The 16,376-nt window shown below is 38.2% G+C and carries 14 protein-coding genes; 4 read left to right on the plus strand and 10 right to left on the minus strand.

Features of this window, described 5'->3' with window-relative positions:
• The first annotated feature begins 37 nt into the window (after positions 1–37).
• Positions 38–778 carry an NAD-dependent protein deacylase gene (locus GLW08_RS02930; protein WP_160847869.1) on the plus strand — a complete coding sequence of 247 codons (741 nt, stop codon included), beginning with the start codon at positions 38–40 and terminating at the stop codon, positions 776–778.
• Positions 779–1,090: 312 nt separating this feature from the next.
• Here the strand turns inward: GLW08_RS02930 and GLW08_RS02935 are convergent, their stop codons facing one another.
• The 4 genes from GLW08_RS02935 to GLW08_RS21785 form a co-directional block, all read right to left on the minus strand.
• Complete coding sequence (locus tag GLW08_RS02935; protein WP_160847078.1) at positions 1,091–2,308, minus strand: cation:proton antiporter; 1,218 nt, start codon at positions 2,306–2,308, stop codon at positions 1,091–1,093.
• Positions 2,309–2,491: 183 nt separating this feature from the next.
• Complete coding sequence (locus tag GLW08_RS02940) at positions 2,492–4,873, minus strand: penicillin acylase family protein (RefSeq protein WP_160847079.1); 2,382 nt, start codon at positions 4,871–4,873, stop codon at positions 2,492–2,494.
• 375 nt (positions 4,874–5,248) lie between these two features.
• The gene (locus GLW08_RS02945; protein ID WP_160847080.1) at positions 5,249–5,446 is read right to left on the minus strand and encodes a DUF4177 domain-containing protein; all 198 of its coding nucleotides are present in this window, start codon (positions 5,444–5,446) and stop codon (positions 5,249–5,251) included.
• 100 nt (positions 5,447–5,546) lie between these two features.
• Positions 5,547–6,074: a DUF4367 domain-containing protein gene (locus GLW08_RS21785; RefSeq protein ID WP_160847081.1), complete on the minus strand. Its 528-nt coding sequence runs from the start codon at positions 6,072–6,074 to the stop codon at positions 5,547–5,549.
• A gap of 166 nt (positions 6,075–6,240) precedes the next feature.
• On the opposite strand from GLW08_RS21785, the gene GLW08_RS02955 reads away from it, so the two are divergent.
• Positions 6,241–7,242, plus strand: coding sequence for an aldo/keto reductase (locus tag GLW08_RS02955; RefSeq protein WP_160847082.1), 1,002 nt, complete (start codon positions 6,241–6,243; stop codon positions 7,240–7,242).
• A gap of 796 nt (positions 7,243–8,038) precedes the next feature.
• Here the strand turns inward: GLW08_RS02955 and GLW08_RS02960 are convergent.
• Positions 8,039–9,073: a P1 family peptidase gene (locus GLW08_RS02960; RefSeq protein ID WP_337193885.1), complete on the minus strand. Its 1,035-nt coding sequence runs from the start codon at positions 9,071–9,073 to the stop codon at positions 8,039–8,041.
• Positions 9,074–9,832: 759 nt separating this feature from the next.
• Positions 9,833–10,972, minus strand: a complete 1,140-nt coding sequence (locus GLW08_RS02965) for an amidohydrolase (RefSeq protein WP_160847083.1) — start codon at positions 10,970–10,972, stop codon at positions 9,833–9,835.
• A gap of 136 nt (positions 10,973–11,108) precedes the next feature.
• Between GLW08_RS02965 and GLW08_RS02970 the strand changes: the two genes are divergently transcribed.
• Entirely contained in the window at positions 11,109–11,864 is a 756-nt protein-coding gene (locus tag GLW08_RS02970) for a thermonuclease family protein (protein WP_160847084.1), read from the plus strand.
• 28 nt (positions 11,865–11,892) lie between these two features.
• A complete protein-coding gene (locus tag GLW08_RS02975) occupies positions 11,893–12,342 on the plus strand; it encodes a hypothetical protein (protein ID WP_160847085.1) in 450 nt (149 codons plus the stop codon).
• Between the two features lie 61 nt (positions 12,343–12,403).
• Here the strand turns inward: GLW08_RS02975 and GLW08_RS02980 are convergent, their stop codons facing one another.
• From GLW08_RS02980 to GLW08_RS02995, 4 genes are all read right to left on the minus strand, one after another.
• Positions 12,404–13,036 (minus strand): YczE/YyaS/YitT family protein, encoded by a 633-nt coding sequence (locus tag GLW08_RS02980; protein ID WP_160847086.1) that lies wholly within the window; start codon positions 13,034–13,036, stop codon positions 12,404–12,406.
• Positions 13,037–13,121: 85 nt separating this feature from the next.
• The gene (locus GLW08_RS02985) at positions 13,122–14,240 is read right to left on the minus strand and encodes an MFS transporter (protein WP_160847087.1); all 1,119 of its coding nucleotides are present in this window, start codon (positions 14,238–14,240) and stop codon (positions 13,122–13,124) included.
• Positions 14,241–14,451: 211 nt separating this feature from the next.
• Positions 14,452–14,997: a TetR/AcrR family transcriptional regulator gene (locus GLW08_RS02990; RefSeq protein ID WP_202406351.1), complete on the minus strand. Its 546-nt coding sequence runs from the start codon at positions 14,995–14,997 to the stop codon at positions 14,452–14,454.
• Positions 14,998–15,251: 254 nt separating this feature from the next.
• On the minus strand, positions 15,252–16,274 hold the full coding sequence (locus GLW08_RS02995) for an NADP-dependent oxidoreductase (RefSeq protein WP_160847089.1): 1,023 nt from the start codon (positions 16,272–16,274) through the stop codon (positions 15,252–15,254).
• Positions 16,275–16,376: the final 102 nt, after the last annotated feature.

Consider the following 16,376-nt stretch of genomic DNA (forward strand, 5'->3'; position numbering starts at 1 on the left):
CCCCTAGATTTAAGTAAGAGGTGATTGGATGCATCAAATTGAAGCGATAGCTACTACCTTAAAGAAAGCAAAACGTATTGCAGTTCTTACCGGAGCAGGTGTAAGTACTGCAAGTGGAATTCCTGATTTCCGATCTGCTGGTGGGATTTGGGAGCAGGACCGTTCAAGAGAGTACTATATGTCTTCTGATTACTTTCATGAACACCCTGTAGATTTTTGGAAAAAATATAAAGACATTTTTCAGATAAAATTAGTAGGCAATTATCAGCCTAACGAGGTTCATGCCTTTTTACACGAATTAGAAGACAATGGAAAAGAGGTCCCGATTATTACTCAAAATGTCGATGGCCTACACGAAAAAGCTGGTAACAACCGTATTATTGAATACCATGGTTCACTCACCACAGCTACATGTCCTACCTGTGGCACGCAATATGGATTCTCACATGTTATGGAGCATGAAACACCGCGTTGTACTACTACTTATGGTAGTCATCTATGTAACGATATCTTAAAGCCTGACATTGTTCTTTTTGGAGATCCTATCACACAGCATGATAAAGCAGAAGCAATTATCGATCTAGCAGATGTTTTACTTGTATTAGGCACGTCTTTATTCGTTATGCCGTTTAATTTCTTACCAGATTACGCCAAATATCAACGTAACCTCCCAACCATTCTAATTAATCGTGAACCAACAGCAAAAGATGAGCTGTTTGATTATGTAGTTCACGATAATTTAACACAAGTTATACAAAAAATTAAACAAAGCATGTAGGAACAAAAGCTCAGGGCGCCGGTTAGCGACGTACAAACTGCTGCCCACAGGACGTGGGTTGGTTCGATATTGCTGCGTGACGCAGCGTTTTTAATCGAACTCCCTATGAATCGTTTTGAGATAAAGGAAATACCAAGTGCGCAAGTGTTCGATGTTGACTTATCGTAAGGAGGTGCAGGAAGTATGCTAGTCGCTGGGCGCTGGAGCTGAACATAGCCTCGATAACTTATTTATTAAGTTATATACATGCAAACATTTTTAAAATGAGCTAAACTATCTAAAAATCCCAGCCACGACGGCTGGGATTTATTATTACTTATTCGCAAGCCCTAACTTTTTGATTAATGGCTTTAATGTTAAGCCCTGAACAACAAGGGAGAAAAGCACAACTGAGAAGGTTAAGAGTAATACTTCCTCACGGCCATCAAAATCGTCAGGCAGACTTAACGCCAAAGCAATGGAAAGACTTCCCCTTAATCCACCCCAGTTTAATAATATTTTTTCTTTTGCACCTAAATGCTTAATGTAACTTGTTGACGTATATAGTGCAATGGTTCTCCCGACAAGCACGATTACAATTGCTAAAGCAATAAGCCCCCATTTTCCTGAAAAATCAATTTCTCGTATCTCAATCCCCACCATTAAAAAGATAATGGAGTTAGCGAGGAGTGTAATCGTATCCCAGAATGTATTGATATTGGTTTTTGTTTCTTCAGACATTCCAATTTTCTTACCGTAACTTCCAAACAGTAACCCTCCTATTACAACAGCAATTACTCCAGATACTTTGAAATGTTCTGCAATGAAGTAACTTCCAAAAAACAACAACATACTAAGTGCAATTTCCAATGGATAATCATCAAAAACTCGTATGATTTGTGAGAATATATATCCCATAACCAGACCAATAATAGCTCCACCAAGGGCAAATTTAAGGAACATTAAAGCTCCCTCTCCTACTCCTGCTATTCCCATATCAATATACGTTAATAAATATAATGTAGAAATTTTAAATAACACTACTGCAATACCATCATTAAACAAGGATTCCCCTTCCATAATAGTACTGAATTTTTGAGGGACACCTAAGTCCTTAAAAATTGATATAACACTAATTGGGTCTGTTGCACTCATTAGAGCTGCAAAAGTAAAGGATACCACTATAGGTAAGCCAAGTAAGAAATGAACACTAAACCCAATGATGATGAAGGATAAAAACGTCCCTAGAAATGCTAATGACATAACTGTTTTCTTTAATTCCATTAGATGAGGGAATGGCATTTTTAATGTTGCGTCCCCTAGTAATACAGGTAAAAATAATGAAATAATAATAGCGTGAAACACCGTCGACTGTGTAATAAATTGCTCAGCCTCTTCAATATAGGGAACCTCAGTCATACCGAGTAACACTCCAACAAGCACAAGAGCAATGGAGTATGGTTCCTTTATAATTTTTGCTATACCAATAACTGTTACTGACACTGCAAGTAATATTAAAATCTGAATAAAAACCTCATGAAATCCGTGCATAGTAAACCTCCTAGATTAATCAATGGACACATATGTATAAAAAGTGGACTCCTGTGTATCTTACCCTTTCATATATAATCTAATTCCATTTTCTATCTTTTTAAAGATGTTCCTATACAACTTATCTTTTCTTCATTGTTAAAAAAAGAGCACTTTTCAAAAGTTTGAAAAGTGCTCCATTTATTATTCAGGTTGTAACATCAATTTTTCTCCTTCGTAACCCTTTGTTTTCGTTTCATGGTATCCACCATTCACCCAATTATCTCGCTGACTATGGTACCATTTACTGCGAAAGTGTCCAGATTGACCTGGGCCGACTAAGTGACTTGCAGATAACAAATTATTTAAATCAGCCACAAACCGCCAAGAGGCTCCATGATCAACAATCCCTTCACTGTAGTCATAGCTAGCTGCCATAACAGTGACTTTACTCCCTCCTACAGGTTTTGGATCTTTTGGATTAAAGAAACGGTCTAAAAATGCCACACTAGATAATGGATGAGTGAATTCCACTTTGTGAAAATCGCCCCACTCCCAACTTGTGATTTCCTTTCCATTCTCGTCAATAAGATCTGTGATCGTTTCATTTAACGATAGAGCCAATGCTTTTGGTAACCCACCTTGTTCTTCAATCCAAGTAACATTTTTTCCACTAGAGGCTTTCCTAATAAGTTCATCTGTGGTTTGCCCACTACCTTTAAAAAATCCCATCATCCCCTCTGGGATTTGCTTTTCATATAAACGATCGGTAAATGTCTTCATCCATTTATTAAATATAAGAGGCTCAGGGGCATCAACATCATCTACATAATTCCATTTTCTCAATAATTGTAAAGCCTTTGCTCCGTAATCATTCACGGCTTGCTCATCCACATGTTCTAAGAAAATAGGGACAAATTCTTGAGCTCGTAGGTCTTTTTGATCCATTTGCAAGTTCTTCATATCATCGGTCGTTAATTTATTTCTTTCGTGTAAAACTTCCTCTATCCTTTGGTATCTATAAGGTTGTGCCCAGTTGTTTGAAATATGATACGGATATTCATCTCCAACTACCTTATTATTCGCTGTAGCAATAAACCCTTTTTCAGGATTTATAATTGTAGGTAACTCATCAAATGGGATAAATTTTTGCCATTCATTTTCTTGTTCCCATCCCTCTAAAGGCAATAATGCATCTGAACCATCCTCATAAATTGGAATTTTTCCATTTGCTTTATAAGCAATTGTGCCATTCTTAGAGGCAAACACGAAATTTTGAGCTGGAACTAAAAACTTCTCTAGCCCTTTTTCAAATTCCTCCCAATTGCTAGCTTGATTGATTTCTAAAATTGCTTCTAATTCTGTTGAAGCGTCAAGCGCCGTCCATCGAAGCGATAAAGCAGTTTCTTTGCCGCTCTTCTTGGCAAACTCTGAAATGAGAGGACCATGTCGTGTTTCTATAACTTCGTAATTAACGTTGTCCCCATTCTTCACCTTAATTTCCTCATTGATTACAGTAGCTTCTTCATAATCACTTTCAAATAAAAATTCATTTGGGTTATCAGGATTACGTTTCTCTAAGTATAATTGTTGTACATCAGGTCCTGTGTTGGTAACGCCCCACGCAATGTTTTCATTGTGTCCCAGAATGATACCTGGAATCCCTGCAAAGATTACACCACTCACCTCATAATCAGGAGATGATAAATGCATTTGATACCAAATAGATGGTGTAGCCAATCCTAAATGAGGATCGTCTGCTAATAACGGTTTTCCGGAAGAAGTCTTATTCCCACTTACTACCCAATTGTTACTTCCATTGAAAGGATGTGGCAGAACAGCTTCCTTCAGCAAAGACGAAACATTTATTTCTTCCTCTTTCATAATGGTGGGTGCATTTTTGGGGTAAGTTGGAAATAGTTCATACGCCTTTTCTTCAGGAAGATTTTGCAAAAGAAAATAATTAAATGCCTGTCGCTCCCAATGTCCTCCTAAATCAAATGCCATGTACTTTCCTATGGTTAAGGAGTCAATTGGAGTCCACTTCTCTGGTTTCCCGCCCATTAAAGTAAATTCAATTGGTAAGCTATTACTTGATTTTGCTTGGTCAATGAAGCCATTCACTCCCGCTGCATACCATTCCATTACCTGTTTTGCCTCTTCTGAATAGGTTTGATATGATTTTTCTGCTGCTCGCCTTAATCCTAACGTTCGAAAATACTTATCGCGCTCTAATGCCACTTCTCCAGCCACTTCGCTCAAACGCCCTGATGCTTGTCTTCTAGCCATGTCCATTTGAAATAGGCGATCTTGCGCTTGGATATAACCCTGTGCCATAAATAAATCTCGTTCTGTGTTGGCTTTTATGTGTGGTACACCTTCATCATCGCGTATGACTTCTACTGATTCAGATAGTCCTGGCAGAGAAGCTTTCCCTTCGATTTGTGGTAAGTTTCTATTTATGTAACCGTTTACAAAAATGAACATCGATATAATTAGTACAATGAATATACCAAGTCCTACTAAGGATACTTTCTGCCATCGCTTAAGTTTTGATTTTCCCTTCTTTTGCTGAACAACCTCCATCAGACTCCCCCTTTATTCGCCCTATAATAGCATTATTATAGTATGAATTTTCTGCAAATTCCACTCATATGTGAATAATAGAAATGTGCAAGCACCCATTTAGCGACGTACAAACTGCTGGCCGCAGGACGTGTGTTGGTTCGATGTTGCTGCGTGACGCAACGATCTTAACCGAACTTCCAAACCCCAGAAACAAACCTCCTCTTTATCCTTTCGAGATAAAGGAAACACGGAGAGCGGTAGCAATCCGATGGTGACTTATTGTAAGGAGTGGCAGGAAGTTTGCTAGTCGCTTTGTGCTGGAGCTAGACATGGAAGAGCCAAAAACTTATGCTTTTTTTACTGTTAAAAAAGAGTAGCCTTGAATTAACAAGACTACTCCTCTGCTTCTTCATTTGCAACTTGTTCTAGAATAACTTCATACGATTTTGGTTTTCCATGACCATTGTAGTTAATGGGCAATACTTGAACGAGCTTCCAACCATCTTTCGCGTGCTCATCAATGATTTGACGATAGGAGGGTTCAGAAAAGACACCACCAATAGTGGCCTCAACAAATTTATAACGGTACATAACGTAGCCTCCCTTTCATAATACTTCTCTATATTTTTTACCCGGTTTCGATGCTTCTATATCCATGTATTGAATTTTTAACCAATTTCATATCGCCACCTTATTGAAGTCCAAGTATGATTTTTTTCCATTCTTCCAAAGGAAAAGGACGTACTGAAGATAGAGAATAAACATAGGTTGGTGTCTCCCAAACAGCTTCATAAATACCACCATTTTTGCTATACAACGCAATTTTTTTAAAATCAAAGTTAATTACCTTTTCCTCATACCCAATTTTCTGCTCCTTCTGGCTGATTGGCTTTTGCTCAAATATTAAATGCCCCTTTCCTGGATTAATGTAGGTTTGCCTTACCAGGTAAGACCTCTTGGACTCTCGAAACCCCATACTTTCAAATTCATAAGAAGTTGGAAGATAGGTTAATGTAGGGACCGAATAGCCCACAGCTTGCTCAATTTCCATAACATTGCTTACTTTGGTAAGAGGTTGAGGCAACTCAATTGCATCACTGGCCTCAACTGCCTCTTGCGGGATCACAACTTGTTCAGCGCGTATCAGCCCCAGTATCCCTATTCCAATAAACAAACTTAAAAAGAAAAACATCAACAAACGTTGAGAGATTTTAATCACATTGACTCCTCCTAGACAAGCTACTATTAGTACCTTATTCATTTCAGATAACAAACATGCTATGTTCCTTGACTTCAATCTATGCATATCTAAATGGTTAAATTCTACGCCAAACGGGTACAACCACTAAGAATAGCAAAGGTTACAACTTATGGAGGTGGAAATAATGGAAAAACAATATGTAAGCAATACTGGAATAGAAACGACACGTATCGGTCTCGGTACTTGGGCAATTGGAGGCTGGATGTGGGGTGGTACTGACGAACAACAATCCATAAAAACAATCCACACAGCCTTAGATAAAGGCATTGGACTAATTGACACAGCTCCAGTTTATGGATTTGGCACATCAGAAGAAATTGTCGGGAAAGCTCTTCAACAGTACGGTGGACGCGAGAATATAACACTTGCCACAAAAGTAGCACTGAACTGGAAAGATGAACAAGTCTTCCGTGACGCTTCCAAAGAACGTATTCATAAAGAAGTTGAAGATTCATTAAAACGTCTTCAGACGGATTATATTGATATCTATCAAGTGCATTGGCCAGATCCTACTGTACCAATTCATGAAACGGCAGAAGCTCTCTATTATTTATACAAACAAGGCAAAATTCGTTCCATTGGAGTAAGTAATTTCTCCCCTGAACAAATGGATACATTCCGTGAGGCAGCTCCGCTTCATACCGTTCAACCACCTTATAATATGTTTGAAAGAGGAATAGAAGAAGACATTCTTCCATATGTTCAGGAGCACAACTTACACACTCTATTATATGGTAGTCTCTGTCGTGGATTATTGACGGGAAAAATGAAAACGGATAAACAATTCGAAGGTGATGATTTACGTAATAACGATCCAAAGTTTCAACAACCTCGATTCGAACAATATATTAATGCAGTGAATGAACTTGATCAACTTGCACAGGATCGTTTTAACAAGCGCATCATCCATTTAGCACTTCGATTCATCCTTGACCAGCCTGGAACAGGTACAGCACTATGGGGGGCCCGTCGACCTGACCAAATGAATCCAATTGATGAGGTTATGGATTTCAAAATTGATGAACAAACCCAAAAGGATATAGATGATATTCTTGTTAAACATGTAAAAGACCCTGTTGGCCCTGAATTCATGGCGCCACCTAGTCGCCAGGATATAAATCTATAATAGTTATATTCCTACTAAAAAAAGAGCCTTGGATTATAAAATTCCAAGCTCTTTTTGTATTCGACTATTCCATTTTAGCCCCATTATCTTGAAGACTTGGATTCGAGATATATTCAAAAGGTGATGGGTCCGATACTTGAAACGTGGAAGGGGGTTACGGTGAAGCAACTCGCTTTCCTGCGGGCGAACTGGTGAGCCTTCTCAGTCGCTTTGCTCCCTCCGGGGTCTCACCAACCTCTTTCTCCCGCGGGAGTCTCGTAGTTCCCCTTCACCCCCAGCCGGGTAATGGCTATCGCACACGCGGCCAAATGTTGTATGTCTCCCGAAAGGACATATAAGCCCTTATTTTTAGTGAAAACCCTCTTTGGTTCGATCTTACGGACAAATAAAACTTTATTTTTTACAAACAGCGAACTAAATGTTCATTAGCTTTCTTCCCACAGAATTTTTTGTTATGAACCAATTGTGATACTAGAACTTACTAGGGTGTAGACCGTCAGAAGATATTCAAATACCTCAACCTCTCTAACTTTGCAATGTTTCCGTTTCTCCCAACATCGCAGGAGGTGGCCGTGGAACAAGGGGACTCTCGCCGGCAGGACGCGAGTTGTTCCACAGCCACCTTTATTCTAACTAAATCTACGAAAACATCGCTCTTTCGGGATTACCAAATTTATCTCGATTTTAATTCTTCAAGATTATGCTTCTTATATGGCATAGACCACTGACAAAAAATATTAAAACAAGCATATGACCGTCTACCTACTGTAAATGAGTGAATAATACCAGCAATTTACTACAGAGATTCAAACACGTCATATGAGATCGACTCTATTATTCTACCGTTTCTTCCTGTGGTGGTTTCAGCCATGGTCAATGAATTTAGAATCGCTTCCTCCGTTGCTTCTATCGTTGCTTGTAACAGGTAGTGAAATGCTTTTGTATCTTCTTTAATATAGGTGGAATGGACAACTTCTTCTTCACTAAAATGAGTACGAGCATTGGCATTAGAAAAAGCAATAATAATATCTCCGCTTGCATGATGTACTCTTCCACCAGTACGATTGATCCCAACTGATGCCCTTTTTGCAATGCGTTTTAGTTGGCGATCGGAAACAGGGGCATCTGTTGCGATAACCACCATTATTGAACCGGCTGGTGTATCATGATCCTTACTAGGAGCTTTATAGTGTCCTGATTCAAATTCACCTCGAAGTCCAAAATTTGTGTTCACAAGTACACCCACCGTCCATTTTTCTTGCACGATACGGGATGATGTTCCTATCCCACCTTTATATTGATAGCATGTCATACCTGTCCCTCCACCCACGCTACCTTCTTCACAATTTGACGTTGCTCGCTCAATTGCTTGAATGGCATGGGTTGGTTTTACAGCAAATGTCCTTGCGGTATGTAAATAACTATCATTACACTCCCCAACAACCGTGTTAATAGACCCAGTTGTATCTCCTATTTCTGGAGTACATCCCATCATATACTCCATTGTTCCTTGAAGTACTGATCCAGTTGTAAATGTACCTGTAAGCATAATTGGTGATTCAATTTCACCCAACTCATCTATTTGAACAAAGCCAGTTGCTTTTCCGTATCCATTCATAACATGAGTTGCAGCGGGCACTTTATGATGATAAGGATTTTGTTGATGAGGAAGAATCGCAGTTACTCCGGTACGAATTACATCCTCATTACCTAAATCCTCAGATAAGGTAACATGGCCCACCAGCACACTTGGTACATCCGTTATTGCATTATGTTCACCAGTAGGTAGATCACCTATTATTACACCTAATTCTCTAACTCGTTTCCTCACATTTTCACTCTCCTTTGTCACATGGTTAATTATTATCATGTAGTATTTTATATACACTATCATTGCCCGGGAAATCCATCTTGCAAGCGAAAAAAATCATTAGTAAGATAATGGAAAGAAAAGTGTATTTAACAGCAGGTTTATCATGATGTTAGTAAGTACAAATGCTTTACAAAGATTAGTGAAACACTAGTTCTAAAAGCACGGGAGCTAGATGTCTATGACCGATAAGTTACTTGCCTTACAGTTAATAAGGAGATTCTATGAAATATTATTTAACGACTCTCTTACAAGATATAAAACATACTGGAACTAGATTCAAACAGAACAGTAAAAGAGGGTTATTATCATTTCTAAAAAAGATAGTGATTATTTTTTAATATGTCTAATCGTTTTTGGCCCTCATGCTCTTCCTAATCTCTTAACTAGCCTTTGGATTCTCATATAATGCAAATAAAGATAATATATATGAACACAATGCATGGGGAAGTATTGCAGAAAGCTATTCTCTTACGACAGGTGATTCATATAAGCGACAGAGGATTGCAGAAAAAATCTCTGAATTTCACAATTATTATAATTTTGTAATTTCTGCCTTCGTTTTATTCGTAATAACCTCCATAATGGAACGAATACTAATCAAAAATCCACGCAGTTGGGATTCGAATTTTTTAAGCTTGTTTATCGCATTAGTAATACTTTATTTTCAGCAGAATATATTACTGCCCAATCTTTTAGTAGATTATTGTTTCAACGGCACTAGCTATTGAATACCCATTCCCCATTAATCATCGTTTGCTCAACACTATTTCGTAAGTCAAATGGATCTCCACTCCATATAACTAAATCAGCATCCTTACCCTTCTCTAAGGATCCAACACGGTCTGCAATCCCCAGATGTTTGGCACCATGAAGAGTAAGAGCTTGCATAGCTAAACCTTCGTCAAGTCCGTGTTTAACTCCCATAATAGCACTAGTTATTAGGTGCTCAATCGTAACTACGGGATGATCTGTTGTAATCGTAAATGGGATATTAGCGTCGGCAAACGCTGTTAGTGTATTCCACCCGCGGTTTGCTAATTCGATTTTAGATCTAGAAGTCATAGTCGGACCTACAGCTATGCTTACATCCTTATGTTTTGTAAGATAATCTATCATCATATGCCCCTCTGTCCCATGTTCAATCGTGATATCGATATCAAATTCTTTTTTCACTCTTAGAACAGTGGCTATGTCTTCTGATCGATGAGCGTGTACTCGGAGAGGTATCTCATTGTTTAGCACTTTGGCGATTTGCTCCATCTCCAAGTTCCGCTCTTTATCAACTTTTTCTAGGGCATTTACATAGTTTTGTGCTTCTATTAATTTCTTTCGTAGTAAAGCTGCAACACCCATTCTTGTGTTTGGAAGCTTACCTTTCCCTCCATGAACTCGCTTTGGGTTTTCACCAGTAGCAGCTTTCAATCCTGAAGGGTTTCTTAGTACCATCTCATCCACAATTGTACCTGCTGTTTTTACAACAACCATTTCACCGCCAATGACATTTGCACTCCCTGGGAGAATCTGAACCGTTGTTACTCCTCCAGACCTGGCATCCTCAAATCCTTTATCGAAAGGATTAATCCCATCTAACGCTCTTATTTCAGCTGTCGTTGCATTACTTGTTTCGTTAAAATCATGTCCTTCTTGTCCTATTCCTTGTTCAAAAACACCTAAATGAGTATGTACATCTATTAAACCTGGTGTTACTATTTTTCCTTTTGCATTAATAGTTTCATAGTTCTCTGGTGGCTTTTCCTTTGATATTTTTTCTATGATACCATCATTTATAAATATGGTACTTTCATCAAAAGTTTCACCTGTTCCATCATAGCCACTAGCGTTTATAATTGCGATCATAAATCATCACTCCTTCTCTATTATAATTAGTGTAATCTATTTCCAATAAGAAAATAAACAGACAATTAATAAAATTTCATCCATGGTTCCTTTGTGTTAAAGTAATAATTTAAAAGAATTAGATTGGAGTCATCGAATGAATGTACTACATAAGGGAATCTTAAGTACTATTCTCGCTCTAGTACTTACAGGCTGTGCTTCTGAATCACCAAGCCCGTCTACTACTTCTAGTCAAAGTGAACATGAGGAGAGAATCCAAGCCGAAGTAGTAAAGATCATTGACGGGGACACGATCTCCGTAAAAATAAACGGTAAAAAAGACACAGTTCGAATGCTTTTGATTGATACACCCGAGACAAAGCATCCAAGTCAACCAGTTCAACCATTTGGACCAGAAGCTACCGCATTCGCAAAAAAACGTTTGAACAACAAGCACATTTCGTTGGAAATAGGTACTACCAAACGAGATAAGTACGACCGCTTACTTGCCTACGTGTATGTTGATGGTACTATGTACAATAAAAAAGTGGTCGCTAAAGGACTAGCTAGAGTAGGGTATGTGTACCCACCAAACGACAAATACATAGAGCAATTAAGAGGAGCAGAAGAGAAAGCTCAAATTGAACATAAAGGTATATGGAGTATAGATGGATATGTTACCGAAGAAGGGTTTCGAGAAGAAGTGATAGATCAACAGCCACAACAAAATGACCAAGAGAATAACAATATAGGTGATCTTCCATACAATCCTAATGGAAAAGATAGAGATTGCAGTCATTTCTCCACACAAGAAGTAGCTCAGCAATTCTTCACCGCAGCAGGAGGACCAGAACAAGATAAACACCGACTTGATCGCGATGGAGACGGCATCGCATGTGAAAGCCTTCCATAAGATACAAGCATGATATTGGAGTGAGTTGATGAAAGCAAAAGGAATTATTTACTTATCCGGTACACTTGTGTACTATCTAGGTTTGGGTATACGCTATTATACAAAATCGCAAGCACAAACAGGTACAGTAGGGTCAAATCCGGACCAAAACCTCTTACATAACACTCTTTATGGAGCTCTAATTGGACTTGCATTTATACTCTTAACCATCCTAACGTTTGTAGCTGATTATAAGAATTGGGACTCTAGAAACATATCTATCAATAAACTCAATCGTATTTTGTGGTTTTTGCCCTCCTTAGCTTTTTACCTTATGTTCTTTGGATTTGGGACTTGGGTTGTCACCCATGCACAGGCGATGGAAACCTATACGCCAGGTACACTTGCCATGTGGGTTATTATGTTATTATTGGTATTATTAACAGCAATAGTAAGCACTGCTAAATATACCAAATGGATAGATGAAGAAAAATTGTAACTCTTCCCTAGCATCAATTCTAAGTAATAAGCGCAATTCTTTTATGAAAGAATTGCGCCTTTTAATGTTCTATAGTGGGAATATATTTTGAAAGTTTTCTATCAAGAGAATCAATAACATTCATAAACATATGAATGATTGCCCCACTTAAAAAGGCAATCAACACTGTCCCAAAACCTATCGCCCCGCCAAAAAACGCAGCAAGTATGACGAGGAAAAGACTAATCAATGCTCTGGAAAATGATACCGTTGTCCCGGTTAAATTTTTCACAACAAGCATCATGCGATCAAAAGGGTTGGGAGCAAATTCAGCTTGAAGATTTATCGCAATCCCTAATGCAGAAACAATCATACCAAGTAGTAAGTACAAAATTTGGGTGAGCAAGGAACTGGGCTCAACCCATCCATCGAATACATGAATCCATATATCTATCCCAATTCCAGTAAGGAAAGATGTTACAAGGGCGATTATTTCTGGACGACGTTTTTCAGCAATAGCATTAAAAACAACCATACTGAAACCGACTACAATCTCCCAACTACCGATGGTTAACCCAAACGTTCTATATAATCCGACAAGGAGAGCATCAAAAGGTGACGTACCTAGTTTTGAAAGAATCGTCAAAGCAATCCCCAACGTCAGAATCACAATACCAAATGTATAATACATAGCTCTTAAATAGATACGATTCATCTTCATCCCTCCCATATAGTTAAAGGCATCCTTTGACATTATCCTAATCACCATAAAGTTTCAAGTGCTTTCACCTATTATCAATTTAAGATGTTCTTAAAAAAGAGGCAACTGCTGAAATAATGCCGAATATACAGAACGTTATACCATATCCTATCTCACCTATAAACGTTCCTGCTAAAACAGAACCAATCACTTGACCTATGGAAAGCATCAAGAAAGGCACTCCAATCCCAAGTGAAGCATTTGATGAGAATACACGAATGCCCCAAACGATGAGAAGCCCACACATAAATAAATTCGCAATACCGAATAGGGCAGCTCCAACATATGCTACTACAATGTTCCCTGGTTCTATAAACAACAAGATTGGGGCAATACCCATTAGTAATCCAAAAAGTGTATAAGCGGACTGCAAGCCAATCTTTTCGATAACCGTACCTCCTAAACCACTTAGGATTCCAAAGACCCCAATAACCACCCAAAATAAGGAGAGTTCTAGATTACTATAATTACCTGCAACTTCAATATATGTTCTAGAAAATGTCCAAAAACAAGCACTTGAAATCCCCATAAGAACGGACCCTGTAATAATAGACGTTGCCCCTTTCAACCCACGTACGGAAAGAATTCCTTGTTGGATGCGAAGCGTAGAGTCAGGTACTGGGAGAATCTTCTTATTCCATATGAGAATGACCAGTGCCAATATAGCGTAAATAAAGTAAGTCAAACGCCAATGTGGGGTTAATAAAATAGCAGCTACCCCAGTCATTACAATGCCAATACTTGTTCCTGAATTAATCCATGTATTGGCTTTTCCTTGAAGAGGTTGTTTTATCCAAAAGGCAATGGCAGCACCATAAGGAGGTGATACTAACCCTGTACTTCCACCAGCCAGAAGAACTCCGAGTGCTAGCATCCATTCTGATAATGAACTGCTAATAATGAGTAAACCACTCACCGCAAATATACCAGCTAGCAAAATCAATGGTTTTGGTCCTTTTTTTGAGGTCATAACAGTAGAGAAAATAATCGTAAAACAATAGGCAAGATAAAAAAGAGATGAAATAATACCTGAAACCAAATCAGACATTTGAAAAGTCTCATCAATACTTGGTAAAAGAAGCCCGTAACTGTAACGTGCAAGTCCATAAGTGACCGCAATCATAGATACACCAGGAAAAACGAGTCTAGTAAATTTCATACATCATACCACCTTCACATGAAACTTAGATAGAACGTTCTTTCTACCTTTCAGATTAAAAATAGCCTTCATTATAGCAAGCAGTTTGACACAGTCACCCTTCTTATAATTGTGAAGAACTTATAGTAAACGTAATGATATACAAGTCTTTGAAGAAAAATAGAAAAATGCAAATGAAAAACGGTATCCTGAGGAAGGATGCCGTTGTTAGTTAGTATTGGTTTAACAACATATTTGTCATTGTAATGGCGTGATCTGTTGCTTGCGTGGAATTTGTTACTTGGGTCATAGACGTTGCGCCTTCTATGATTAACATAAATTGATAAGCAAAGTTTTTGTAATCATTTATTTCATTGCTTATAGCCAATTCTTCGAAAAAATGGAGAACTTTCATTTTATGATCTCGAGCAATCTGAGTAATATTATTATCCGTACCAGAATATACTTCCACAGCTCTTAAGAACATACAACCTTGTGGGGATACGTCCCTTAGAAATTTTCCGTGCTGTTGTACGATTGAAATAAATGGAGATTCAGTTAATTTTTCCAACGAAGCATTAAGATAGGACCAGTATCGTTCTGCTCGATTCTTTATAGACTCTTCTACTAAACGATCCTTTGAAGAAAAATGATTATATAATGTCATGGTTGCAACATTGGCTTCCTTGATAATCTGTTTCAATCCTACTCCATGGAATCCATAATCATAAAAAAGTTGTTCTGCAACGTTCAATAATTGTTTTCGTTTCTCACTCAATGGCAAACCTCCTTTTAGATAGAACGTTCATTCTAATTTCAAGTTAGCATGATAGCTTAATTAATACAAGGATTTTTCATTTAATCTTTCTGGTATGGAATATGGTATCGACAAAAGAAATCATAAGTGAACATATCTAGCCTGATTCATCTGTCTTTAGGTTCATCCGAACTATTTCAAAGAAAAAACACCCCTATTACGATAGGGGTGCTGGTTGGTACTACATTAAATGAAGCGTAGAAAGTTCGGGTAGTTTATTCCTGATCTGGCTCTGCTACTTTTACAAGTTGCTTACCTAAGTTTTCACCTTGAAATAGACCAAAAAATGCTTCTGGGATGTTCTCAAACCCTTCAATAATAGTTTCTTCATTTTTTAGCTTACCTTCTGATAACCATTTAGCTAGATCTTTCGCACCTTCGCTAAAACGTTCTGCATAATCACCAACGATAAATGCTTGAATACCTGCTCGAGCTTTCAACAGTTTCGTTTGAACTCGAGGTCCTAAATCAGCATCTGTTCTGTTATAGGAAGATATCGCACCGCATAATGGAACTCTTGCGAAAGAATTGAGTAGATTTAAAACAGCGTCTGATATTTCGCCACCAACATTATCGAAGTATACATCTACTCCATTCGGGCAAAGACCTGCAAGTGCTTCTTGAACGTCTTCTACCATTTTATAGTTAATCGCAGCATCAAAGCCCAATTCTTCTACTAGATAGCGGACTTTTTCATCAGAACCTGCAATCCCGACTACATGGGCGCCTTTAATTTTTGCAATTTGGCCAACAACCATGCCTACAGCCCCAGCTGCACCAGAAACGACAACTGTTTCGCCTTCTTTAGGCTGACCAATATCAAGTAAACCAAAGTAAGCAGTTAGCCCTGTTAATCCTAAGACACTTAAATAAGCAGAAAGTGGTGCCTGCTTACCGTCTATTTTACGTACTTGACTGGACGGAACTACGTTAAAACGTCTCCACCCTAACATTCCAAATACTTTATCCCCTACTTCAAAGTCATTGTCTTGAGATTCAATAACCTCACCAACAACTCCGCCAGATATAACATCATTCAATTGAAATGGTTCTACGTAAGATTTTTGATCACTCATTCGACCACGCATATAAGGGTCTACTGAAATATATAAGCTTTTTACAACTACCTCCCCTTTTTGAGGCGGCTTCGTATCAATCGTTTCGTAAGTGAAATTTTCATGCGTCGGCAATCCTTCAGGACGATTTGCTAAAACGATTTGTTCATTTTCTTGACTCATGATAAATCTCCTTTCAATGAGTTTACATGTTTACGTTAGCAAAGCAATACTTTATCTATCAACGAATAAGGCTTCCAACAAGCACATTTTGGAAATATTAAG

Origin of the sequence: Pontibacillus yanchengensis (assembly GCF_009856295.1) — a bacterium.
Lineage (GTDB): Bacteria > Bacillota > Bacilli > Bacillales > BH030062 > Pontibacillus > Pontibacillus yanchengensis_A.